Origin of the sequence: Pseudomonas sp. GM55 (genome assembly GCF_000282395.1) — a bacterium.
Taxonomy (GTDB): Bacteria; Pseudomonadota; Gammaproteobacteria; order Pseudomonadales; family Pseudomonadaceae; genus Aquipseudomonas; species Aquipseudomonas fluorescens_CC.
Genome location: NZ_AKJJ01000098.1, coordinates 1 through 22,807, shown reverse-complemented (window position 1 = coordinate 22,807; position 22,807 = coordinate 1). Strand labels below are relative to the sequence as shown.

21 protein-coding genes are annotated in these 22,807 nt (G+C 61.3%); 8 read left to right on the top strand and 13 right to left on the bottom strand.

Annotated features, from left to right (window positions below; genetic code table 11):
* Window positions 1-167: 167 nt before the first annotated feature.
* From PMI31_RS22865 to PMI31_RS22855, 3 genes are all read right to left on the bottom strand, one after another.
* Entirely contained in the window at window positions 168-497 is a 330-nt protein-coding gene (locus tag PMI31_RS22865) for a hypothetical protein (protein WP_043302583.1), read from the bottom strand.
* Between the two features lie 522 nt (window positions 498-1,019).
* Window positions 1,020-1,523 carry a GNAT family N-acetyltransferase gene (locus PMI31_RS22860; RefSeq protein ID WP_008021156.1) on the bottom strand — a complete coding sequence of 168 codons (504 nt, stop codon included), beginning with the start codon at window positions 1,521-1,523 and terminating at the stop codon, window positions 1,020-1,022.
* 69 nt (window positions 1,524-1,592) lie between these two features.
* Window positions 1,593-3,542: a DNA topoisomerase III gene (locus PMI31_RS22855; protein WP_008021154.1), complete on the bottom strand. Its 1,950-nt coding sequence runs from the start codon at window positions 3,540-3,542 to the stop codon at window positions 1,593-1,595.
* A 219-nt stretch (window positions 3,543-3,761) separates the two neighbouring features.
* On the opposite strand from PMI31_RS22855, the gene PMI31_RS22850 reads away from it, so the two are divergent.
* Window positions 3,762-4,130, top strand: a complete 369-nt coding sequence (locus PMI31_RS22850) for a DUF427 domain-containing protein (RefSeq protein WP_008021151.1) — start codon at window positions 3,762-3,764, stop codon at window positions 4,128-4,130.
* Window positions 4,131-4,217: 87 nt separating this feature from the next.
* Here PMI31_RS22850 and PMI31_RS22845 read toward each other — a convergent pair whose 3' ends face one another.
* Window positions 4,218-5,840, bottom strand: a complete 1,623-nt coding sequence (locus tag PMI31_RS22845; protein ID WP_008021147.1) for an MFS transporter — start codon at window positions 5,838-5,840, stop codon at window positions 4,218-4,220.
* Between the two features lie 206 nt (window positions 5,841-6,046).
* A complete protein-coding gene (locus PMI31_RS22840) occupies window positions 6,047-7,693 on the bottom strand; it encodes a GMC family oxidoreductase (RefSeq protein WP_008021145.1) in 1,647 nt (548 codons plus the stop codon).
* A 132-nt stretch (window positions 7,694-7,825) separates the two neighbouring features.
* On the opposite strand from PMI31_RS22840, the gene PMI31_RS22835 reads away from it, so the two are divergent.
* The gene (locus PMI31_RS22835; protein ID WP_008021141.1) at window positions 7,826-8,722 is read left to right on the top strand and encodes a LysR family transcriptional regulator; all 897 of its coding nucleotides are present in this window, start codon (window positions 7,826-7,828) and stop codon (window positions 8,720-8,722) included.
* A 95-nt stretch (window positions 8,723-8,817) separates the two neighbouring features.
* Here PMI31_RS22835 and PMI31_RS22830 read toward each other — a convergent pair whose 3' ends face one another.
* Together PMI31_RS22830 and PMI31_RS22825 are read right to left on the bottom strand one after the other, a co-directional pair.
* Window positions 8,818-9,912 carry a DNA alkylation repair protein gene (locus PMI31_RS22830; RefSeq protein WP_008021140.1) on the bottom strand — a complete coding sequence of 365 codons (1,095 nt, stop codon included), beginning with the start codon at window positions 9,910-9,912 and terminating at the stop codon, window positions 8,818-8,820.
* A 145-nt stretch (window positions 9,913-10,057) separates the two neighbouring features.
* The gene (locus tag PMI31_RS22825) at window positions 10,058-11,866 is read right to left on the bottom strand and encodes a monovalent cation:proton antiporter-2 (CPA2) family protein (protein WP_008021138.1); all 1,809 of its coding nucleotides are present in this window, start codon (window positions 11,864-11,866) and stop codon (window positions 10,058-10,060) included.
* A 160-nt stretch (window positions 11,867-12,026) separates the two neighbouring features.
* Here PMI31_RS22825 and PMI31_RS22820 point away from each other — a divergent pair, with 160 nt between their 5' ends.
* Window positions 12,027-12,941, top strand: a complete 915-nt coding sequence (locus PMI31_RS22820; protein WP_008021134.1) for a LysR family transcriptional regulator — start codon at window positions 12,027-12,029, stop codon at window positions 12,939-12,941.
* Here the strand turns inward: PMI31_RS22820 and PMI31_RS22815 are convergent.
* The 4 genes from PMI31_RS22815 to PMI31_RS22800 form a co-directional block, all read right to left on the bottom strand.
* Window positions 12,931-13,707 (bottom strand): substrate-binding domain-containing protein, encoded by a 777-nt coding sequence (locus tag PMI31_RS22815; RefSeq protein ID WP_043302584.1) that lies wholly within the window; start codon window positions 13,705-13,707, stop codon window positions 12,931-12,933. The two genes, PMI31_RS22820 and PMI31_RS22815, sit on opposite strands and share 11 nt — an antisense overlap.
* A gap of 26 nt (window positions 13,708-13,733) precedes the next feature.
* Window positions 13,734-15,038: an MFS transporter gene (locus PMI31_RS22810; protein ID WP_008021132.1), complete on the bottom strand. Its 1,305-nt coding sequence runs from the start codon at window positions 15,036-15,038 to the stop codon at window positions 13,734-13,736.
* 185 nt (window positions 15,039-15,223) lie between these two features.
* Window positions 15,224-15,829, bottom strand: coding sequence for a DJ-1/PfpI family protein (locus PMI31_RS22805; RefSeq protein ID WP_008021131.1), 606 nt, complete (start codon window positions 15,827-15,829; stop codon window positions 15,224-15,226).
* Window positions 15,830-15,949: 120 nt separating this feature from the next.
* Window positions 15,950-17,023 (bottom strand): sensor domain-containing diguanylate cyclase, encoded by a 1,074-nt coding sequence (locus tag PMI31_RS22800; RefSeq protein ID WP_008021128.1) that lies wholly within the window; start codon window positions 17,021-17,023, stop codon window positions 15,950-15,952.
* A gap of 173 nt (window positions 17,024-17,196) precedes the next feature.
* On the opposite strand from PMI31_RS22800, the gene PMI31_RS22795 reads away from it, so the two are divergent.
* The gene (locus PMI31_RS22795) at window positions 17,197-17,535 is read left to right on the top strand and encodes an FKBP-type peptidyl-prolyl cis-trans isomerase (RefSeq protein WP_008021127.1); all 339 of its coding nucleotides are present in this window, start codon (window positions 17,197-17,199) and stop codon (window positions 17,533-17,535) included.
* Window positions 17,536-17,538: 3 nt separating this feature from the next.
* Here the strand turns inward: PMI31_RS22795 and PMI31_RS22790 are convergent, their stop codons facing one another.
* Window positions 17,539-18,570: a D-cysteine desulfhydrase family protein gene (locus PMI31_RS22790; RefSeq protein ID WP_008021124.1), complete on the bottom strand. Its 1,032-nt coding sequence runs from the start codon at window positions 18,568-18,570 to the stop codon at window positions 17,539-17,541.
* 186 nt (window positions 18,571-18,756) lie between these two features.
* Here PMI31_RS22790 and PMI31_RS22785 point away from each other — a divergent pair, with 186 nt between their 5' ends.
* The 3 genes from PMI31_RS22785 (at window position 18,757) to dmeF (ending at window position 20,588) form a co-directional block, all read left to right on the top strand.
* Window positions 18,757-19,233 carry an MEKHLA domain-containing protein gene (locus PMI31_RS22785; protein WP_008021121.1) on the top strand — a complete coding sequence of 159 codons (477 nt, stop codon included), beginning with the start codon at window positions 18,757-18,759 and terminating at the stop codon, window positions 19,231-19,233.
* Window positions 19,234-19,366: 133 nt separating this feature from the next.
* Entirely contained in the window at window positions 19,367-19,642 is a 276-nt protein-coding gene (locus PMI31_RS22780) for a metal/formaldehyde-sensitive transcriptional repressor (protein WP_008021120.1), read from the top strand.
* A gap of 13 nt (window positions 19,643-19,655) precedes the next feature.
* Window positions 19,656-20,588 (top strand): CDF family Co(II)/Ni(II) efflux transporter DmeF, encoded by a 933-nt coding sequence (gene dmeF / locus PMI31_RS22775; protein ID WP_008021118.1) that lies wholly within the window; start codon window positions 19,656-19,658, stop codon window positions 20,586-20,588.
* An 11-nt stretch (window positions 20,589-20,599) separates the two neighbouring features.
* Here dmeF and PMI31_RS22770 read toward each other — a convergent pair whose 3' ends face one another.
* Window positions 20,600-21,709 (bottom strand): cytochrome P450, encoded by a 1,110-nt coding sequence (locus PMI31_RS22770; protein ID WP_008021116.1) that lies wholly within the window; start codon window positions 21,707-21,709, stop codon window positions 20,600-20,602.
* A 79-nt stretch (window positions 21,710-21,788) separates the two neighbouring features.
* On the opposite strand from PMI31_RS22770, the gene PMI31_RS22765 reads away from it, so the two are divergent.
* Window positions 21,789-22,550 (top strand): ArsR/SmtB family transcription factor, encoded by a 762-nt coding sequence (locus tag PMI31_RS22765; protein WP_008021114.1) that lies wholly within the window; start codon window positions 21,789-21,791, stop codon window positions 22,548-22,550.
* Window positions 22,551-22,807 lie beyond the last annotated feature (257 nt).

The following is a 22,807-nucleotide window of genomic DNA, read 5'->3' as shown; positions in this document are numbered from 1 at the left end:
GGCGATGGACTCAAGTGCGCCGCGTTGATCCGGTTTACACGCGTTATCGTTAGCGACTATCGCTGGCAAGCCAGCGCCTACAAGAGACCGCGTCCTGGTCGAAAAAAGGCCTGCTCCTTATTGGGAGCAGGCCTTGTTTTTCAATAAGTCAGTAATGACTCATTCAATCAGTAGAACCGGTCAATCACCCGAACTTCGTTCTGATTCTGCATCGAGGCCCAGGCCTGTTTCAGGGTTTGCAGAACATTACCGATGAAGTCCTTGTCGGCTGCGGCTTTCTTGCCGACATAACCCTGGCCGCGACGGTACATCTTCAGTCGGGCAAGCAGGTTCTGGTTGTTCTGGTCGAACTCTGCTTCATGGGCGTGCGGCGACAGGCAGTCGATATGCACCTGGCCACACTTGCTGATCCAGAGAATATGGCTGTCGTGGCTGTCTTTTTTTGCAGCGAACATACGAGCCAGTTCATCGATAGTTGGTTGATTGTTCAGATTCATCATAAAGCCCCTTGACCAATTGGTGATCTTTCAAAGTTGATTCGCTAATACAGGTAGCCCATCGGTTAGTTGATCCCTGGCACCGAAACCAGGACGTCAGCGTTCGACCGCCTTATCGGGCGGGGTCCTGCGTCTGTTGCATGTAGTCGTGTTGAATAACTGCTACGCAATAGCGTCACAACGAAGAGAAGCGGCGAAAACCTTAAGGCCACTGCCGACATTTTCAGGGTCGGCCACAAGCTTCATGAGGATTGCTCGCCAAGTCTTCTCGCCCTTGTACTGGACGTTCAGGCCAGGTCAGCTTCTTCAATCTGCCTTGTGGGCAGCGTGTATCCGGGAAAAACAGCTCGGCGGTCAGACGAGCTTGCTCAAACGTGTTGCCTGTACTCCCGATCGGGGAGACGTCTGCATCATGCAAGGGCAAATCGGAGGCGTCAACGGTTTTGTAGTGAATATTTTTAGTCACTACATATTGTCGGACAAAGCTGTTGGGAATTAGCGCGGGGAGTCGAGGGGGGCCGGTCAGGACGACAAAGGCGGACACTGAAAGCGGAAAAAAGTGCAGGGATGGCGGTCAACTACCTGCTGATGCAAGGTATACCCGTGAATGCCGAGCCCCGGCATGACGGCTGCCCAGAACAGCCGTGCCGGCTGATTGGCCTCGATATGGAAAATCTGCCATTGACCGGGGAATTGACTCAAGAGGGTAGACACGACAAACCGGGCGACACCCCGGCCACGAAAGCGTCGGCTGACAAACAGATAACCGATGTTGTACTCGGCACCGGGTAGATGGGTCTGGTTATCCACGGTCACGAAGCCGGCCAATTCTGCGTCGACCTTGATCAGGAAGGGTCGGGTGGCCGGGTTTCGCCAGTAGTCCGACATGGGCTGGATGTTGAAGAAACCGTATTCACCCAGTTTCAGCGGTAACCATTCGCTGAAGTCGTAGGTATAGAACTGCATCAGGTTTTCGATGGTTTCCAGCTCATCGCGTTGGGCGGCGTGCAGTTCTATCGAAGACATTCGAAGTGGCTCCTGACAGGTCAAGGGACAGGGTTGATTATGGCCGGTGTCTAGTGATCCGTGGCGATGTCAGGATTGAGTTTTGCCGGCCGGTTTTGCCCTGCGCTGGGTGCTGCCCGGTTTGCGCGGGGCACTCTTGCGTTTTTTCTTCCATGGGGCTGCAGCGCGCCCGGCGGGCGGTGGACCGCTGATGCTCAGGCTCAGCCCGGAGCAGCGACTGACCTGTTTGCTCATCCACGCCGCCTGTTTGGTGACGAACTCTTCCAGGCTCATTTCCCCGCTTTGCACCATGTCCAGGGCCTGTTCCCAGATCGCCGTGGTGCCCGGATCGGCGATGGCCCGGGGCACTGCGTCGATCAGGCTGAACGCGGCCGGTGTGGCGGCCAGGGCCTTGCCGTTCTTGACCAGATAACCACGGTCGAGCAGGCCCTGGATGATCGACGCGCGGGTCGCCTCGGTGCCGATGCCGGTGGTGTCCTTGAGCTTTTGCTTGAGCAGCGGGTCTTCCACCAGTTTGGCGACGTTCTTCATGGCCTTGATCAGATCGCCTTCGGTGAACGGCTTCGGCGGTTGCGTCCAGAGGTCCTTGAGTTGCACGCCAGCCACTGCGCAATCGATGCCTTCGGCCAGGTTGGGCAGTGTCTGCGGCGCGGGAGCTTCGCGCCCCTTGGCCGGAGCCAGCGCTTCGGGCAGGGCGCGTTTCCAGCCCGGTTCGATGATCTGCTTGCCCACTGCGCGCAGGGCTTCGCCGGCGCAATCGAAGTCGGCCTGGGTGCGGTCGTATTCGTGATTGGGCAGGAACTGCGCCAGATATCGAGCACGGATCAGCGTGTAGACCGCGCGCTGCTTACCCGCCAGCTTGTCGAGGTTCTTCGCCGCAGCGGTGGGGATGATGCCGTGGTGAGCGCTGACCTTGGCATCGTTCCAGGCCCGTGAGCGCCGTTGCGGATCAAGGTGATCGTGCAAGGCGTTCAACGCCGGATCGGCCTGGCGCAACGCCGCCAGGATGGCCGGCGCCTCGCTGTGCTGACTGAGGGGCAGGTAGCCGCAATCACTGCGCGGATAAGTAATGACCTTGTAGGTTTCGTACAGCGCCTGGGCGATGTCCAGGGTTTCCTGGGCACCGAGGCCGAGCTTCTTCGAGCAGACCTCCTGCAGGGTGCCCAGGTCGAACGGCAGCGGGGCCACTTCGCGCATCCGCTCGGTGCGCAGCTTGATCACCCGCGCACTGGCCGCACCACTCATGGCGGCCGCCGCTTGTTGTGCCAGCGCCTGATTCAGGCAGCGGTCCTGATCGTCGCAAACCGCGGATGCCGCGCGCCATTGCGCCGTGAACGCGGTGCCGTTGTGCAGCAGTTGCACATCGATGGCCCAATAGGGGACGGGCACAAAGTCGGCGATGCTGCGATCGCGATCCACTACCAGGCGCAAGGTCGGCGTTTGCACCCGGCCTACCGGCAACACGCCTTGATAGCCGGACTGGCGCCCCAGCAAGGTGAACAGCCGACTCATGTTCATGCCGATCAGCCAGTCGGCCCGGGAACGCCCCAGGGCCGAGTGATAGAGGCTGAAGGTTTCGTTCCCCGGTTTCAGCGCCGCGAGGGCCTTGCGAATAGATGCATCGTCCAGCGCCGACAACCAGAGGCGGCGGATCGGCCCGCGATATCGGCAATGCTCCACCAGTTCCCGGGCGATCATCTCGCCCTCGCGGTCGGCGTCCGTGGCAATGATCAGTTCGGACGCTTCACCGAGCAGGCGCTTGACCGCCTTGTACTGGCTGGCGGTGCGCGGCTTGACGGTCATTTTCCACTTTTCGGGAATGATTGGCAGGTCGGCCAGCACCCAGCGCTTGTAGCGCGCGTCGTAGGCATCCGGCGGTGCGGTTTCCAGCAGGTGGCCGATGCACCAGGTCACCGTGACGTCTGTTCCCAGCCAGCAGCCATCGCCCCGGCGCCGGGCGCCGAGGACTGCCGCAATGTCTTTGGCCTGGGAAGGTTTTTCACAGAGGTACAGCCGCATAACCACCATCGTCGATTTATGTGCCAGAGGTGCACAGAATGGCGGTTGACGGGCGATCGGGCAATCTTTATCTGTATGGATGTACAGTTTTGTGTGTCGCGATGACGGCCTTGCTCCCGTTCGGCTGCGAAGCAGTTGCGAGGGTGAAACTTGGGTTATATATGATGAATCGTGGTATTCCGATTTGCAGGTCCATCACCGTCATGAGGAACGCATTCCATGAAAAGCTCCGGTCCTAGTCCTGTCATCACCATCGCCGAGCAGCCCGGTTGCCTGTTGGTTAAGTTCCACGGAATCCAGGTGGCCGCGTCCTCGCGCGCGCTGGTGTTGCTGGAGGCCAATTACCCACCGGTGTACTACGTGCCGCGAGAGGACATCGACGAGAAGTATTTCGCCCGCACTGATCACACCAGTTATTGCCCGTACAAGGGCGATGCCAGTTATTTCAGTTTGCAGGTCCCGGGTCATGAGGGCGCCAACGCGGTGTGGAGCTACGAGAATCCCAAGGTCTCCGTCAGGCAGATTCAGGAGTACATGGCTTTCTATCCGGATCAAGTGAAATTCGAGGTCATCGAACTCGACGAGTGATTGTCGTTTTCACTGCGACAAAGAAGCCGCGATCTACTGGCCTCCTGTGGGAGCAAGCTCGCTCCCACAGGTTGTTATTGGCTAGCTTCAGTTTTTATCCAGATCCACGTTGCGGGTCTCACGCAGGCAAATCATCCCCACCACCAGGCTCACCCCGGTGATCACCACCGGATACCACAGCCCGTAGAAGATGTCCCCGGTGTACACCACCAGCGCGAACGACACTGTCGGCAGAAAACCGCCGAACCAGCCGTTGCCGATGTGGTAGGGCAGGGACATCGAAGTGTAGCGGATGCGGGTCGGGAACAGTTCGACCATCAACGCTGCCAGCGGGCCGTAGCACATCGCGGAGATGATGATCAGCGCAACGATCAGCGCGACGATCATCGGCTTGTTGATCTGCTGCATGTCCGCCTGTTTCGGGTAACCGGCGAGGGTCACGGCACCGCGCAAGGCAGCTTCGTCGAAACCATCGATCTTCACGTCACCGACGCTCACCTGCACGCCACTGCCGGCCGGTGCGGCAGCGCTGTTGTACGGCAAGCCCTGCTTGACCAGGAAGGTCTTGACCTTGTCGCACGGGCTGTCGAATTTGGCCTTGCCCACCGGGTCGAACTGGAAGGTGCAGGTGGCCGGGTCGGCCATCACGGTGATCGGTGCCTGGCGGCTGGCCTGGTCGATGGCCGGGTTGGCGTAGTGGGCCAGGGTCTTGAAGATCGGGAAGTACAGCGCGGTGGCCAGCAGCAGGCCGATCATCAGCACCGGTTTGCGCCCGACCTTGTCCGACAGCCAGCCAAAGAAAATGAAGAAGGGGGCGCCGATGGTCACACTGACAATCAGCAAACCGTTGGCCACCGCCGGGTCCATTTTCAGGAACTGGGTGAGGAAAAACAGCACATAGAATTGCGCGGCGTAGAAGGTCACCGCTTGCCCGGCATTGATGCTGAACAGCGCGATCAACACCACCTTGAGGTTTTCCCATTTACCGAAGGAGTCGCGAATCGGTTGTTTGCACAGCTTGCCTTCCTCTTTCATTTTCACGAAGGCCGGCGACTCGTGCAGGCTCAGGCGAATCCAGGTCGAGATGCCCAGCAGCACGATGGAAAACAGGAACGGAATGCGCCAGCCCCAGACTTCGAACTGATCGCCGGTGAAGTAGCGGCAGCCCAGCACCACCAGCAGCGAGAGCAGCAGGCCCAGGGTCGCGGTGGATTGAATCCAGCTGGTGTGGAAGCCACGCTTGCCGATGGGCGCGTGCTCGGCGACATAGGTCGCGGCGCCGCCGTATTCACCGCCCAGGGCCAGGCCCTGGAGCATGCGCAGCAGCACCAGGATGATCGGCGCGGCGATGCCGATGCTGGCGTAGGTCGGCAGCAGCCCGACGCAGAATGTCGCCAGGCCCATGAGGATGATGGTGGCGAGGAAGGTGTACTTGCGCCCGATCATGTCCCCCAACCGACCGAACACCAACGCGCCGAACGGCCGCACGATGAAGCCGGCGGCGAAGGCCATCAGCGCAAAGATGAACGCCGTGGTGTCGTTGACCCCGGCGAAAAACTGTTTGCTGATCACCGCCGCGAGGGCGCCATAGAGGAAAAAGTCGTACCACTCGAAGACCGTCCCGAGGGACGAGGCGAAGATGACTTTCTGGGTTTCCTGACTGGTGCCCGCGCTACGCACGGCTTCCAGGGATTGAACGTGTTCTGACATACCGGTATCCCTCACAGTGATTGTTTTTGTTGTTCCACTGTCGGCGCCGGCCTTGTGGGCAGGTGCCGCTACTGCGATGTATCGGGTGTACTCGTGACCTGTAGGAGCCGGCTTGCTGGCGATGGCGGTTTTTCAGTCGGCATTCATGTTGACCGATCCGCCGCTTTCGCCAGCAAGCCGGCTCCTACAATTGTTTGTGTGAATGTTCAGGTGTTAGTGACCAGTTCCATTGTCGGAGTAATGCTCCTTGTGGCGGGGTTGAGGATCAATTGTGCAGCCTTCTCGGCAATCATCAGCGTCGGCGAGCAGGTGTTGCCCGAGGTGATGCGCGGCATGATCGAGGCATCGGCAATGCGCAGGCCGGGGATGCCATGGACCTTGAGTTGCGCATCGACCACGGCGTCGGCGTCGTTGCCCATGCGGCAGGTGCCCACCGGATGGAAAATCGTGGTGCCGATCCGCGCGGCGGCTTCGTGCAGTTGTTCTTCGCTTTGCAGGCTCTCACCGGGCAGGTATTCCACGGGGTTGAACGGGCGCAAGGCCGGCGCGCTGACGATGCGCCGGGTCAGGCGAATGGCGTCGGCGGCCACCCGCAGGTCTTGCGGGTGGCTGAGGTAGTTGGGCTGGATCAGCGGGGCTTCTTGCGGGTTGGCCGAGCGGATGTCCACCCGGCCACGGCTTTGCGGGCGCAAATCACAGACCGAGGCGGTGAACGCCGGGAACCCATGCAGCGGTTCGCCAAAGCGCTCCAGCGACAGCGGTTGTACGTGATATTCGAGGTTGGCCGAAGTCTGTTCCGGCCCCGAGCGGGCAAAGGCGCCCAACTGGCTCGGCGCCATGGACAGCGGGCCGCTGCGGTCGTACAGGTAGCGCAGGCCCATGCCCAGCTTGCCCCACAGGCTGCCGGCGATCTGGTTCAGGGTGCGGGCATTTTCCAGCTTGTAGATCAGCCGCAGTTGCAGGTGATCCTGCAAATTGCCACCGACACCGGGTAGCTCATGGGTGACGCCAATGCCCAGCCGCTCCAGCAGCGGACGCGGGCCGATACCGGAGCGCTGCAGGATGCCTGGCGAACCGACCGAGCCGGCACAGAGGACGATCTCCTTGTGTGCCTTGAAGGTTTTCGCCTGGCCTTGCCAGCGGGCGCTGACCGCTGAAGCACGGCCATTGTCCAGCAGCACCCGGTCGACTTCGACCCCGGTCAGTACGGTGAGGTTGGGACGCTGGCGCACCGGTTTGAGAAAAGCCTTGGCCGCGTTCCAGCGGATGCCGGCCTTCTGATTGACCTGGAAATAGCCGCAACCTTCGTTGTCGCCCTGGTTGAAGTCATCGATGCTGGCGATGCCGCTTTGTTCGGCGGCACTGCGGAAGGCGTCGAGAATCGGCCACGACAGGCGCTGGCGTTCGACCCGCCATTCGCCCGCGGCACCGTGAAATTCCGCGGCGCCGGCAAAGTGGTTTTCGCTCTGCTTGAACAACGGCAACACGTCTTGCCAGCTCCAGCCGGGGTTGCCGTCGGCGGCCCAGCGGTCGTAGTCGGCGGCCTGGCCGCGCATGTAGATCATGCCGTTGATGGAGGAGCAGCCTCCCAGCACCTTGCCGCGCGGATAGCTCAGGGCGCGACCTTGCAGGCCGGGTTGCGCTTCGGTCTTGAAGCACCAGTCGGTGCGCGGGTTGCCGATGCAGAACAGGTAGCCCACGGGGATGTGAATCCACGCATAGTTGTCGCGGCCACCGGCCTCGAGCAGCAACACGCGATGTTGCGCATCGGCCGACAGTCGATTGGCCAGCAGACACCCGGCCGGCCCGGCCCCGACCACGATGTAATCGAATTCATCAAGGGAAGTCTGCATCCCTGACCTCGTTTTGTTGTTCTTGTTGTCTGTCATCCTAGTTGTTAGCTTTCGTCAAAAGAATGTTAGTTTTTGCGCAGCCGCTGTGCGTTTTTAAACAGCGTCCCGAACGGCAACGAACAAGGACGATTCATGTTCGACTGGAATGACCTGCGGTTTTTTCTCGAATTGCAGCGCAGCGGGCGTTTGCTCACGGCCGCCCGCCGCCTGAACACCACCCATGCCACCGTGGCGCGGCATATCGAGGCCATCGAAAAGAGCCTCGGTACCGCATTGTTCGTCCAGCATGCCCAGGGATATGAGATGACCCCGGCTGGCGAGGCGTTGCTTAAACACGCCGAGGCGATGGAGAACGTCGCGCTGCTGGCCCAGGAGGAAATCACCCAATCCACCGCGCCGCTGGGCAAGATCCGCGTCGGGGTGACCGAAGGCCTCGGCATCATGTTCCTCGCCAGTCGCATGAACGGTTTGTTCGAGCGCTATCCGGGGCTGGAGGTGGAACTGGTGGCGGTGCCGCGTTTTGTCAGCATCCTCAACCGCGAGGCGGAAATCAGCATCCACCTCGAGCGCCCGGCCGCCGACATGCTGGTCACCCGCAAGCTCACCGACTATCGCCTGGCGCTCTACGCCAGCCAGGGCTACCTCGACCGTGCGCCGCCGTTGCGCAGCCGCGAAGACCTGGGGCGTCATGCCTGGATCGGCTACGTCGATGACTTGCTGTTCAGCCAGGAACTGATGTTCCTCAACAGCTTCTGCCGCAACCCGCAGGTGGTGTTTCACAGTACCAGCGTGATCGCCCAGCAGCAGGCTGCGCGCTCAGGCCTGGGGATCGCGGTGCTGCCCTGCTACATGGCCAGCGCCGACCCGGACCTGGTGCCGCTGTTGCCGGACGAAAGCATCCAGCGCAGCTACTGGATCAGCACCCGCCGCGAACTGCACAAATCGGTGCGGTTGCGGGTGCTTTGGGATTATGTGGTGGAGTTGTGTGAGCGTGAGCAAGACCTGCTACTAGGCCACAATCGTCTGTAGGAGCCGGCTTGCCGGCGAAGGGGCCCGAGAATATTGCATCCGATTGGGGGCCGTTTTCGCTGGCAAGCCAGCTCCTACAGGGGATAGCTGCGTGATCAGACGATGTCGAACTGTGTGCTGGCCAGCCTTTCGCCGTTGACCATGATGTGCACCGCATGGCGCCCCGCGTAATGCCGGCGGGTGGTGAGCTCCTTGATGTGCTGGCCCCGGCTGACGGCTTCGCTGGCGTTGCCGGGCAGCGTCAGCGCCTTGAGCTTGAAAACCTTCGCCGAGGTGCTGCCATTGGCCTTGACGTAATCGATGGCGTAGTCGATCACCAGGCGCTGACTGCTTTCAACGGTGGATTTGACGGCAAACGACAGGGTGATCTTTTCTCCCAGGCCAATCACCGGCGGTTCGACTTTCACATCGACGATCTCGACTTCAGGCTTGCCGCCCGCGCCGATAATCGCCAGTGCCCGCTGGTTGCCCTGTTTGATCAGGCTGCGCAGGGCGTGTTTGGCGATCCAGGCGGTGTGCCTGTTGTCCAGCGGCCAGCCTTCGATCAGGTCCAGCACCCATTCGGGATGATCCTTGGTGATGTCGTTGAGGTGATTGGCCACGGATTTGCGCACGTACAGGCTGGTGTCGGCCTTGAGGTTGTCGAGGATTTTCGCAGCGAGTTTCGGGTCGGCCTGAACCGGCTCCAGCCGGAATGACCAGGGCAGGCGTGGCCGGCAGCCTTCACTGGCCAGGCGCCGCACATGCTCGTTGTCATCCAGCGACCAGGCGTGCATCAGCTTGAGCGAACGCTCGAGGTCGCTGCGCAGAAAATGGCGTATCGCGAATTCCGAGGAGCCGAAGGCGGTGAAGTACTTCAGGGCGTCCATCGACACCTCGAACGCGTGGGTGCCATAGGTGGCGACATAGTGCGGCAGGCACATGCTGACGAAGCCGCTGTTGAGGCGCGGGGCGAGGGCGCGCAGCACCTTGAGTGACGCTTCATAGTCCAGGGGCAGCACGGCGTGCAGGCATTCGCTGACCCGGGCCATGCGCTGCATGACGCTGAGGTCTGCCAGGCCGGTCTGGGCCAGCTTCAGGAAGCGCCTGGCCTCGAATGCCGGATAGACCGCGGTCATCTCGGAGGCGATGTGCCTGAGGCGCTCGGCGTTGAAGATTTCCTTGAGGGCGGGGGCAGGTTGGTCAGCCATGCTGGTTCCTTTGAAATTGTGGTTGTTCCATCACACCGCGTTATCGTTCATCGTCGGAACGCCGCCCGGGGCAAGCCCGCTCCCACAGGTTCAGCGCGATCTCTGTGGGAGCGGGCTCGTCCGCGATGAGGCCAGAACAGTCACCTCAATTCCTCGCTGATTCTTCTTCCAGTTGATCCGACTCAAACAACTTCGCCAGTTCGACTCGCGCTTCCTTTGCCGTCTGCATCACTTTCGCGGCGTCGTCATACACCGCATGCTGGGCTTCGAGCACCTCTTCGTCGTGCTGCTTGAAGCGCTTGATCCGCGCATCGGCCTGGGCCTGGGTCAACCCCAACCCGATCAGGGTTTTGCGGCTCATTTCCAGGCTCGAATAAAAGGTTTCGCGCACGGCATGAGCGCCGACGTCCATCAGCCGGTGCACATGCTGACGGTTGCGGGCACGGGCGATGATTTTCATATGCGGGTAGAGCTTGTGCACCAGCTCGGCGGTCTTGATGTTGGTGTCCGGGTCGTCGGTGGCGATCACGAAAAACTCGGCTTCCCCGACCTTGGCCGCGCTGAGGATTTCCGGGCGCATCGGGTCGCCGTAGAACACCGGCACGCCACCAAAACTGCGGGACAGTTCAATGGTTTCCACCGAGGTGTCGAGGGCCACGAATTTGATGTTCTGTGCGCGCAAGATCCGCGCAACGATCTGGCCCATGCGGCCCATGCCGGCAATCACCACCCGTGGTGCGTCGGCGTCGATTTCGCGGAATTTCTCCGGCACTTCCACCGGTTGCACCTTCGGGCTGACCAACCGTGCGCAAACCAGCAGCAACAACGGCGTCACGGCCATGGACAGGGTGATGGTCAACACCAGCAAGTCATAGAGTTCTGCCGCGAACAGCCCGTGATCACGACCGATCTTGAACACGACGAAGGCAAACTCACCACCGGCCGCCAACACGATGCCCAGGCGGATCGCACTGACCTTCTTCAAGCCGCCGGCCAATCGACCGACAACAAACAGCAGCGGCAGTTTGATCGCGATCAGCAGCAGGGTCAGGCCCAGCACCGCGACCGGCATGCTCAGCAACAGGCTCAGGTTCGCGCCCATGCCGACGCTGATGAAAAACAGCCCCAGCAACAGGCCCTTGAACGGCTCGATCTGCGCTTCCAGCTCATGGCGATACTCGGAGTCCGCCAGCAGCAGGCCGGCGAGGAATGCACCCAGGGCCATGGAAATACCGGCCAGCTCCATCAACCATGCGGTGCCGATCACCACCAGCAACGCCGTGGCGGTGGAGACCTCCGGCAACGCGGTTTTGGTCACCACGCGAAACACCGGTCGCAGCAGATAACGCCCGCCGATCACCACCACGGCGATGCTGACCAGCACTTGCAGGCCGTGGTTCAGGTCTTCGCCGGCAGTGGTGGCCTGATTGCCGCCGGCCAGCAACGGCACCATGGCGATCAACGGGATCGCAGCGATGTCCTGAAACAACAGGATCGCGAACGCCAGCCGCCCGTGGGGGCTGGTCAGTTCCTTGCGTTCAGCCAGGCTTTGCAGGCCGAATGCCGTGGACGACAGCGCCAGGCCCAGGCCCAGAACGATCGCGGTGTTCAATGGCTGGCCAAAGACCCACAGCGCCACCACGCCAATCACCGAACCGGTCAGCAACACTTGCGCCAGACCCACGCCGAACACTGATTTGCGCATGACCCACAACCGTCGTGGCGACAGCTCCAGGCCGATGATGAACAGCAGCAACACCACGCCAAGTTCGGAAATGTGCGCGACGCTTTGCGGGTTGTCGATCAGGCCCAGCACCGACGGGCCGATGATCACACCGGCAAACAGATAACCCAGGACCGCCCCCAGTTGCAGGCGCTTGGCCAATGGAACGATGAGCACGGCCGCCAACAGAAACACGACAGCGGCTTGTAGCAGGTTGCCTTCATGGGGCATGAGAAAACTCCAGAACTCGGTATAGCGGGGGGTGACAAGAATAAAGGCTGAGCCCTTCGACGTCAGCAAAGCGCTCGGGTTCAGTTGTTACAATTTGCATTAATTAGTTACATTTATAGAATTTGCTGATCAATCCAACTGTCCCTCCCGAGTAATCCCCATGGCGATCAACTTCGACCTCAACGATCTGCAGGCTTTCCGTGCGGTGGTGGAGCAGGGCAGCTTTCGCAAGGCCGCCGATACGGTGCGTATTTCCCAACCCGCCTTGAGCCGGCGCATCGAAAAACTCGAAGACGCCCTTGGCGTGCGGCTGTTCGAGCGCACCACGCGCAAGGTCAGCCTGACCCAGGCCGGACGGGGTTTCATGCCCAGTGTCGAACGCCTTCTGGACGATCTGGACGTGGCATTGCTGGGTATCAGTGAAGTCGCTTCGACCCGGCTCGGTCACGTCACGGTCGCCTGTGTACCCTCGGCGGCCTACTACTTCATGCCGCGGGTGATCGCGCACTATCACCGGCAGTTTCCGAAGATCAGGGTCAAGGTGCTGGACTCCAGCGCCCACGAAGTGTTGAGTGCGGTAGTTGATGGCGAAGCGGATTTCGGCCTGAGTTTCATGGGCACGCTGGAAGCCGAAGTGGATTTCGAGCCCTTGGTGCAAGAGGGATATGTAGTGGCGTGCCGGCGCGATCATCCGTTGGCGGGGCGTAGCAGTGTCACCTGGGACGAGTTCTACCGGCAGGATTACATCTCGCTGGATAAAACCTCGGGCAACCGCTTTCTGCTGGATCAGGCGTTGACCGGCGTGGTGCCGCAGCGGCCGAGTATCTGCGAAACCCGCCACGTGACCACCATGATCGGTCTGGTGGAGGCCGGGTTGGGTGTGGCGGCGGTGCCGCTGATGGCGATGCCGGCAGCGGATCACCCGATCCTGACGCGGGTGCCGTTGACGGATCCGCAAGTGATGCGCAGCGTCGGTCTGATCAAGCGCCGGGGTCGAACCCTGACCCCGGCGGCACTTGAACTGGAACGGTTGGTGGTGGAGATGAAAGTCCTGCAGCCGTCGGTCAACGACTGACCGAGTCCAGTCCGGTCGCTTTTACGTCCGGTTGCGCCTGGGCCGAAGCCATGTATTCCAGCAAGGCTCTGGCTTCGGCCGGGTGCTGTGCTCCTACCGGGATACCAGCGGCAAACCGGGTAACCGACTGCACTGACTCCGGAATCTTCGCCACGAAACTGACCCCCGGCACTGGCAACAACTCGCTGACTTGCTGGAAGCCCAGTTGATAATCGCCAGTGGCAACCACCGAACCCACGGGGATTTTCGGCACCATGGTCGACTTGGGCTTGAGTTGGTCTTCGATACCCAGGCGTTTGAACAGCTGCTGTTCGATGTAAACGCCACTGGCGCTGTCGGAGTAGGCCACTGATTCAGCCTCGAGCAGGGTTTTTTTCAGACCCTCGACGTTACTGATATCCGGTTTCGCTGTCCCTTCGCGCACGACCAGGCCAATGCGCGAATCCGCCAGTTCGACTCTTGAAGCGGGATCGACTTTGCCTTGTTTGATCAGATCGTCCAGTGCATAGCCAACCATGATCACCACGTCGGCTTGCTCTCCGCGGGCCAGGCGATTGGGAATCGCCTCTGGCGCCTTGCCCATGGATGGACCGAGTGCGGTGTCGAGGGTGTTGCCGGTGGCGGCGGCGAACTTCGGCCCGAGGATCCTGTAGGCCGCAGTGAAGCCGCCGGAGGTCATCACACGGATCTCTTCAGCCTGGGCAATGCCGCTCAAGCTCAGGCTGGCCACCACCGCGAGGGCGGCCAGATTGAACGGTTTTTTCATGGTCATGTTCTCGATAAAGGGCAGGTTCACGACGCCACCGCTTGCAGATGATTCGAGGCTCGGCGATAGAGCATGAGTGTCGCGCAGAGTGCACACAGTGCTGCAAAGCTCATCCAGTAACCCGGCGCAGCCTTGTCGCCGGTGTACTGGATCAGCAAGGTCGATATCGCCGGAGTGAACCCGCCGAACACGGCCGTGGCCAGGCTGTATGCCAGCGAGAACCCGGCGACTCGCACTTCCACGGGCATGATTTCCGTCAGCGCCGGGATCATCGCGCCGTTGTACAGGCCGTAGATGAACGACAGCCACAGCAAGACCAGCAGCATGTGGATGAAGCTGGGCGCGTTGACCAGAAAGGTCAGCGCCGGGTAGGTGGTGGCGATGGCCAGCAAGGCCATGACGATCAACACCGGGCGTAGACCGATACGGTCCGAGAGTGCACCGCCAATTGGCAGCCAGATGAAATTGGAGACGCCGACCAGCAACGTCACCAGCAGCGCATCGGACGTGCTCAGGTGCAGCACGGTTTTACCGAAGGTCGGCGCGTACACCGTGATCAGGTAGAACGCGGTGGTGGTCAGGGCGACCATCATCATGCCCGCAAACACGGTCAGCCAGTTTTGCCCCAGGGTGCGGAATACTTCACCCATGCCCGGACGGTGTTTACGGGTGGCAAACTCTTCGGTTTCTTCCAGGTTGCGGCGCAGCAGGAAGATGAATGGCACGATCATGCAGCCGACGAAAAACGGAATCCGCCAGCCCCAATCGGCAATCACACCCGGTGCCATCCACTGGTTCAAGGCATAACCCAGCGCGGCGGCGACAATGATTGCCACTTGCTGGCTACCCGACTGCCAACTGGTGAAGAAACCCTTGTGGCCAGGTGTGGCGATTTCGGCGAGATACACCGACACGCCACCCAATTCCGCACCGGCGGAAAAGCCCTGCAGCAGCCGCCCGATCAGCACCAGGGCCGGGGCGAACAAACCGATGGTTTCGTATCCGGGCACCAGCACAATCAGGATGGTGCCGCTGGCCATGATCGACAGGGTCACGATCAACCCTTTGCGTCGACCCACATCATCGATGTAGGCACCCAGCACCACGGCGCCCAACGGGCGCATCAAAAAGCCTGCACCGAACACGGCGAAGGTCATCATCAGCGAGGCGAATTCGCTGCTGGCCGGGAAGAACACGGCAGCGATCTGCGTGGCATAGAAACCAAAAAGGAAGAAGTCGAACTGTTCGAGGAAGTTGCCCGAGGTGACCCGGAAGATCGCGCTGGCCCGGGAGCGACCGGTCGTCGCGGGCTGTTGGATTGATGCTGTCATTGACGTGTACTCCACCGCTTTTATGACGTGCCCCGGTTGGACGCGGCGCACGGTTCTTATTGGGGTGGATAGTGGAGCAGGGGCATCGATATGTTAATTGCATTGTTGGCATGCATTGATGCGCGAGGTGGATCAATGCAGCCGGGGACAGGGCCGAGCCTGCATCAGGCTGGACGGCCAAACGATCAGATAAACGCCTCGATATGCGCCATCCCCCGGGCCACGTACTCATCCTTCTCGCCCACAGGGGCAAAATTGTTCAGCACTTCCCGGGCGGTCTCGCGGCCTTTCAACCGCGCCAGTAGCCAGGCTGCGAGGTACGGCGACGCCAGGCAGCCTCCCGCGGTGGCAATGTTGCCGTTGGCGTAGAAGGCCTGGTTGACGACATTGACCCCGGCTTCCAGCACCCAGGGCTTGCTGATGGCATCGGTGCAGGCCGGGGCATCTCCGAGCAGTCCGAGTCTGGCCAGCAGGAAGGTGCCGGAACACTGGGCCGCCAGCAGCTGGCGTGCGGGATCGAATTGCAGTTGCTCCATGATCCCGGGGGTTGCGGCCACTTCCCGGGTCTTGCGGCCACTGCCCACCAGCACCGCATCCGCCTGACAGGCCTCGGCGAGACCGATGTGCGCATCGATGCTCAAGCCATTCATCGACGTGACCCGCGCAGTCGGCGATGCGATGCTCACGCGCCAATCCTTGTCCCCGAGCAGGGAAACCCGGCTGAGCATGCCGTAGGCGATCAGCGAGTCCAGTTCATTGAAGCCGTCAAAGGTCAGGATGGCGATATGCATGGCGAACTCCGATGGTTTTTTGAGCAGCCTACTCGGCTGCCCCTCTACGTTGCCGGTACAGTTCGAAACATTATTATGATAACAGTCATGTATCGAGAGCCGGCACCCGCCGACCTGGCGTTACTGGCTGTATGCCCGCACAACGCTCTCGGTGCCCAACCGATACTGATTGTTCCCGCTGCGCTTGGCCTCATACATCGCCAGGTCGGCAATGTGCAGCAAGCGGTCAATGCTCGGTGCATGGTCTGGGAACACCGCGACGCCGAGGCTGGTGCCGATATGCCGCTGGTCGTTGCCGATGGTGACGGGCGGAGAGAGCTCGACGAAGATTTTCTGGCAGATGGTGCGCGCTTCGTCTTGCAGGCTTTTGCCTTGGGGCAAGTCCTGGAGAATGACCACGAATTCGTCGCCACCGATCCGGGCGACGGTGTCGGTGCCGCGCAGAATGCGCTTGAGCCGGGTGGCGGTAGTGACCAGCACCCGGTCGCCGGCCGCATGGCCATAGCGGTCGTTGATGGCCTTGAAGCCATTGAGGTCGACAAACACCAGCGCCACCCGCGTGGCGCTGGTGCGCGCTTGTTCCAGCGCTTCGGACAGGCGCTCTTCGAGCACCAGGCGATTGGGCAGGCCGGTCAAAGGGTCGTAATGGGCCAGGTGCTTGAGGTAGTTGGCCGAGGCCTTTTCTTCGGTGATGTCGCGTACCACGCCCATCATCTTGATCGTTTCGTCGCGTTCATTCTTGACCACGTTGCCGGTTTCCCGTAGCCAGCGGATCGTTCCGTCGGGCCAGACCACGCGGTATTCCTCATCATGGTTTTCGCCGGTTTCCAGGCAACGCAGTTCGCCGGCCCGAACCCTGAGCCGGTCGTCCGGGTGCACGCAGGAGCAGAACAGAGCGTAAGAGGGCGTTACTTCGCCGATCTTGAAGCCGAACATGCCGAAAATTGCCTCTGACCAGTACAACCGGTCGGTGTCGACATCCCAATCCCAGGTGCCGATACGAGCGAAATACTGGCTGCGCTTGAAGCGCTCGGCGTCGTCATCCTGGTGGATGTTCCGGCCTTCGGACAGGCTGTTGATGATCGCGCGATACTCCGCCAGTTGCTTTTGCAGCGAGCGTTCGCGCCAGACCAGCGCGACGATCAGGGTAAGCGTCATCGAGCCAAGGATGACGCTGGTCCAGAGCAGGATCATTCGGGGATGGCCATCAGAGCGGTGAACCGTACGGGTAGTCGTTGATTATTTTAGTTCAGCAAACAACTTTGAACGCCGGGCGTGAAGACGGCAATGGTTGCCAATCGCGGGCAAATCTGGGAAAACGGCGCCCATCAGGCCCTTGAGGGCGAGTGAGCATACGAGTGAATTCAATGAATGACGAGCTTCAGATAATCGATCTTCAGCCGGGTGACGGAAAGACCGCGGTAAAAGGCGCGCTGATCACCACCCAATACCGTGGCTGGCTGGAGGATGGCACCGAATTCGATTCTTCCTGGAGTCGTGGCAAACCCTTCCAGTGTGTGATCGGCACCGGGCGGGTCATCAAGGGCTGGGACCAGGGCATCATGGGCATGCAGGTCGGCGGCAAGCGCAAGTTGCTGGTGCCGGCGCATCTGGCCTATGGCGAGCGCACCATGGGCAAGATCCCGCCGAATTCGAACCTGATCTTCGAAATTGAATTGCTGGAAGTGCTGACGCGAGATGATTGAGCGTCAGGCCTGAAAGGTTTCCCGGTACGCATACAGGCCGGGTGTTCCGCCGGTCATGATGAACAGCACATTGTCCCCGGGGGCGAAGCGCCCTTGCCGCAGGTCGGCCAGCAATCCGGCAAAGGCCTTGCCGGAGTACACCGGGTCGACCAGCAGGCCTTCGGCACGCGCCATCAGGCGTACCGCGTCCTGCATGGCGACGGTTGGCAGGCCATAGCCGGCACCCAGCTGGCTGCCGTCAATCACCATGTCATCAGCCCGCACCTGGGCGTTGCTGTCCAGTAGCGCCAATGTCTCGCGGGTCAGTTGCAGGGTTCTCGCTGTTGATGATTCCTGATCGGACAGCACCGAGAACGACTTGACCAGGGACGCGCCCCGGCCCAGCAATTGGAAACCCGCCGCCAGCCCGGCATGGGTCCCGGCGCTGCCGTTGGGTACTACCACCTGATTGAATGCGAGTTGCAGTTCGGCCTCTTGCCGGGCGATTTCCGCTGCGCAGTGGGCATAGCCGAGGCTGCCCAGGGGCGTCGAGCCACCGGTTGGCAGCACCATGACCTTGTGCCCGGAGTCCCGAAGCTGCGCCGCCCTGGCCTCGGCCTTGGCCAGTGAGTCGGTACCGCCGGCAAACACCTGCATCTGCGCGCCGAACAACTGGTCGAGCAGCACGTTGCCGTTGAGCTCGTAATCCACCTCGGCCTTGGCCACGGCCCGGGTCAGGAACAACTCGCAGGCGATGCCCAGCCGGGCGCACACCGCGGCGGTCAGGCGGGCATGATTGGACTGGATGCCGCCCACGGTAATGATCGTATCGATCCCGGCTTGCAGCGCTGCGCCGATATGCAATTCAAGCTTGCGCAGCTTGTTGCCGCCCGCGCCGATCAACATATGGTCGTCGCGTTTGAGAAACAGGCCGATACCCTGCTTGTCCAGGCCGAGCAGCTGTTCGAGTCGCGCGGCCCGCTGAATGGGCGTGGGACCTTGCAGCAGGTCTGCCCGCGCAAAAACACTCAGTGCCTTGTCCAGTTGGGTTTGCATCAATCGAGCCTCGTTGTTCACCATGGTCCAGGTGACTGTATGGAGAAAGGCTTGCGGGATAAATGCACTGCCTGTCATGACTGTTTTAACACGGTGTAACTGATCAGCCGGCCAGCAGGACTTTTCAGGCCGCTTTGGATAGGCTGGGTCGGGCTTGAAACCACGACCGGAAGAGGAGAGGGCGAGTTGCCAATCAACGAGTATGCCAAGGCCATCGAACTGCTGGACGAGTCTTATCGGCACTGGACCGGCGAACACCTGCCAGCCCCGCAAGCGCTGACCGGACTGGAACGCCTGCACTGGCTGCACGCCCACGCGCCCTACAGTTTGCTGGCCCATGGCACTGAAGACGACCCTCTATTCTTCTACGCCAATGAACAGGCGCTGGCCTGCTTCAAGTACCCGCGCCCGGAATTTCTGGGCATGCCCTCACGGTTCAGCGCCTCGCCGCTGGACCGCGCGGTGCGCCAGACCCTGCTGGAGCAGGTCACGGCCCATGGCATTGCTCATGGTTACAGTGGCTATCGGGTGGACCGGGAAGGTAATGCCTTCATGATTCATGAGGGCAAGGTGTGGACGCTCATCGACCGGCAGGGTGTGCGCGTGGGGCAGGCGGCGTTGTTCTGGCCGGATGCTGGACGGATTGGGCAGTTGGAGTGTTGAACCTGAGCGTTTAGCGGCCAACTGGCTGACGAAAATCGATGTCATGCCAGGCCGACCGGTTATCTGCTCGTGCCTTGCCAGGCTCCGCGCTATCGGCGATCCTATGCGCTATATAGGGGTAGGGGGTATTGGTATGTCGCACATTCATGAACACAAAGATGATTTGATCAAACGGGTGAGGCGAATTGCCGGTCAGGTGGAGGCCGTGGAGCGAGCGCTCGAGTCCGATGCCGATTGCGCCAAGACCCTGCATCTGGTGGCCGCCATCCGCGGCGCGGTCAATGGTCTGCTGGAGCAGTTCATCGACGCCCACGCCCGTGAGCACGTGGCCCATCCAGGCCTGAGCGACGCAGAGCGCGCCCAGGGCGTGGAAGACTTGCTGCTGGCCATCCGTCGTTATGCCAAATAGAGGCCTGAATCCCATGACACTGCCACCCCAGGCTTCGCGTTTTTCCCACGACCATGTGTTTCTCGGCGCTTCCCATGATGAAAACGCCCGTCGCACCTTATGGGTGGTGGCGCTGACGTTCGTGATGATGATTGGCGAAATTGCTGCCGGTTACATCACCGGTTCCATGGCGTTGCTGGCTGACGGCTTTCACATGGCCACCCACGCCGGGGCCTTGGGCATCGCTGCGGCGGCCTATGGGTTCGCACGGCGCAATGCCAACAATGCGCGTTACAGCTTCGGCACCGGCAAGGTCGGGGATCTGGCGGGTTTTGCCTCGGCCATGGTGCTGGGGCTGGTGGCGATCGGCATTGCCGGTGAGTCGGTTTTTCGCCTGTTTCAGCCCACCACAGTGGCATTCACCGAGGCGACAGTGATTGCGCTGGTGGGGCTGGCGGTAAACATTGTCAGCGCCTTTTTGCTGGCGGGCGACCACGGTCATCATGGCCACGATCACGGGCACAGTCATGACCACGGCCATCATCACCATCACGACAACAACCTGCGCTCAGCCTATGTCCATGTGTTGGCCGACGCCTTGACTTCGCTGCTGGCGATTGCCGCGTTGCTGGCGGGGCGCTATCTGGGGTGGGTGTGGCTGGACCCGGTGATGGGCATCGTCGGCGCCATCGTCATCGCGAAATGGGCCGTTGGCTTGATGCGTGACAGCGCTGCGGTGTTGCTCGATGTCACGGATGCGCAGGTTGCCAATGAGATTCGTGAACTGCTCGAGTCGTCGGACGATGTGCGTATCAGCGATCTGCATGTGTGGCAGGTCGGCCCGCAGGCGCGGGCGGCGATTGTCAGCGTTGTGGCGGCGGCCGATGTCAGTGCCGACGCCATTCGCGAACGCCTGGCGCCGGTCCATGAGCTGTCTCACCTGACCGTCGAATATCGCACTGCTTGAGCGGCTTTCGGTCAATTACTGAACTGTGGAGTCCGTCCATTCGCGGAGGGGCGGTATGCCCGTTTCAGGTGGTCCAATGCCGGCTTCATCGCCAGAAACTGCTTGAGCGTTGCGCCGGCAATGCTCAATGCCAGCCGTTGCCCCGGACATTGATGGCGCCCCGCACCAAAGGTGAAACTGCGCCGGTTCGGGCGGTCGAGCAGGAATGCGTCGGGGTTGTCGTTGAGCTGCGGGTCGCGATTGGCCGAGGCCAGCAACACCAGAATCACGTCTCCGGCATCCAGCCTCACCCCGTCAATCTCACAGGCGACGGCGACGAAGCGGCGGGTGTTCTGTACCGGCGGGTCGAAGCGCTGCACCTCGGCCAGCAGGGCTTCAACAGGGGTTGATTCACTGGGCAACGACGGATGGTCAATCAATGCCAGCACGGCGTTGCCGATCAGCCCGGCGGTGGCCTCGAAGGTCTGGGAGAACAGGCCGATCAGGTTGGCGATCAGCGTTTGCGGTGGGCCGGACGCGAAGCGCTGGCGAATGCCTCCAAGCAGATGGCTGTGGTTGTCCGGGGCGGCCAAAAGCTCGATACAGTAACCACTCAATTGTTCGGCGGCAGCGTGGGCGGCGGTCAACTGTGCCGCGCCACTCAAGGGCGACAGGCAAGCCACGAAATCCGCCGTCAGTTCGCTGATGATGCGGCCCTGAGCCGGGGTGAATCCCAACAACGCCGCCACCACGCACACCGGCCCACGGAACATGGCGTTGAACAAGCCGGCGGCGTCGGCGGTGATCAACCGGGCGCTGACCAGGGCCTCGACTTCCCGCGTATCGACCAACTCCAGCCCCGGCGCAATCGCCGACCGTGGGCAGCGCTGGCGTTCACCTTCATTCATGCGCATCAATTGACCGAACACCTGGCCGGCGATGCCATCGGCAATCGCCCTGGGGACAGGCTCCTGCGCGGGGCGAACGTGGCAATCGGGATGTGCCAGCACGGCGGCCACCGCCCGGGCGCTGCTGGCTACCCACATTTGCAGCCGCGGATGAAAGGCCAGTCCACCCTCGGCACGCAGTTGTGCGTAGTAGGGATAAGGATCGGCATGGGTCGCAGCGATGATCGGGTCCATGGGGCGCAGCCTTTTGTTGTTGGAAAGTGTTGCTACTATCTCCAGTTCGAAGGGGCGTTGATTCGTCCGGGAGCGAAATATGAGCGCAGAACACCACGACATCGGCGTCTCGCAGGTGGCGGCAGCCATCGCTGAGCCGGCGCGGACGAAAATCCTCTGTTCACTGATGGACGGCCACGCCCGCACCAGTACCGAACTGGCGGCGGTGGCCGAAGTCAGCGCGTCGACCGCCAGTGCCCACCTGGCCAAACTCAAGGAGCTGGCGCTGGTGCGCCTGCACGTTCAGGGGCGTCACCGCTATTACAGTCTGGCGGACAAACGCGTGGCCCAGGCCCTGGAAGCGCTGATGGTGATCGGCCGGAGCACCGCGCCGGGTTTCCAGTCGCGTACCCCGGACCGCCTGCAGTTTGCCCGCACCTGCTACGACCACATGGCGGGCACCCTGGCCGTGCTGTTGCATGACCGGATGCTCGAGGCGGGCTGGCTGGAGGAAACCGACGAACAGGCCTATCGCTTGAGTGACAGCGGTACGGCAATGTTTCAGGGGCTTGGGATCGAGGTACAGGACTTGAGCACATTGCGTCGCCGCTTTGCCTGCCCATGCCTGGACTGGAGCATGCGCCGTCCGCATCTGGGTGGGTCGCTGGGCGCGGCGTTGCTGCAAACGGCACTCAAGCGCAAGTGGGTGGCGCAGGATCTGGACAGTCGCGCGCTGGGGCTGACGGCGTTGGGGCGCAAGGAGATGGCGGGGCGCTTCGGGGTTGAGTTGCTGCTGGAACGTGATGGCAAAAGATCGCAGCCTTCGGCAGTTCGAGGAACATCGCCTGGCCCGGACCTGTAGGAGCCAGCTTGAACTGGTCAAGTAACTCCGGACACCGATTACGGTGTTTATGCCGCTTTTTGCTCCATAGCTATTGGCGACAGATAGTTGTTGTAGCCGTGGAGCCTGGTGCGGTTGTAGTACATGAAGAAGCGCACCATATTCGTTTCTGCGGTAACGGCGGCTTAGGGTTCCGCCCTGACGGCGGGTTACTTGGAAAAGCCTGTAGGAGCGAGCTTGCTCGCGATGGTCGTCAGCGATGACGCTGGCAGCCTGAC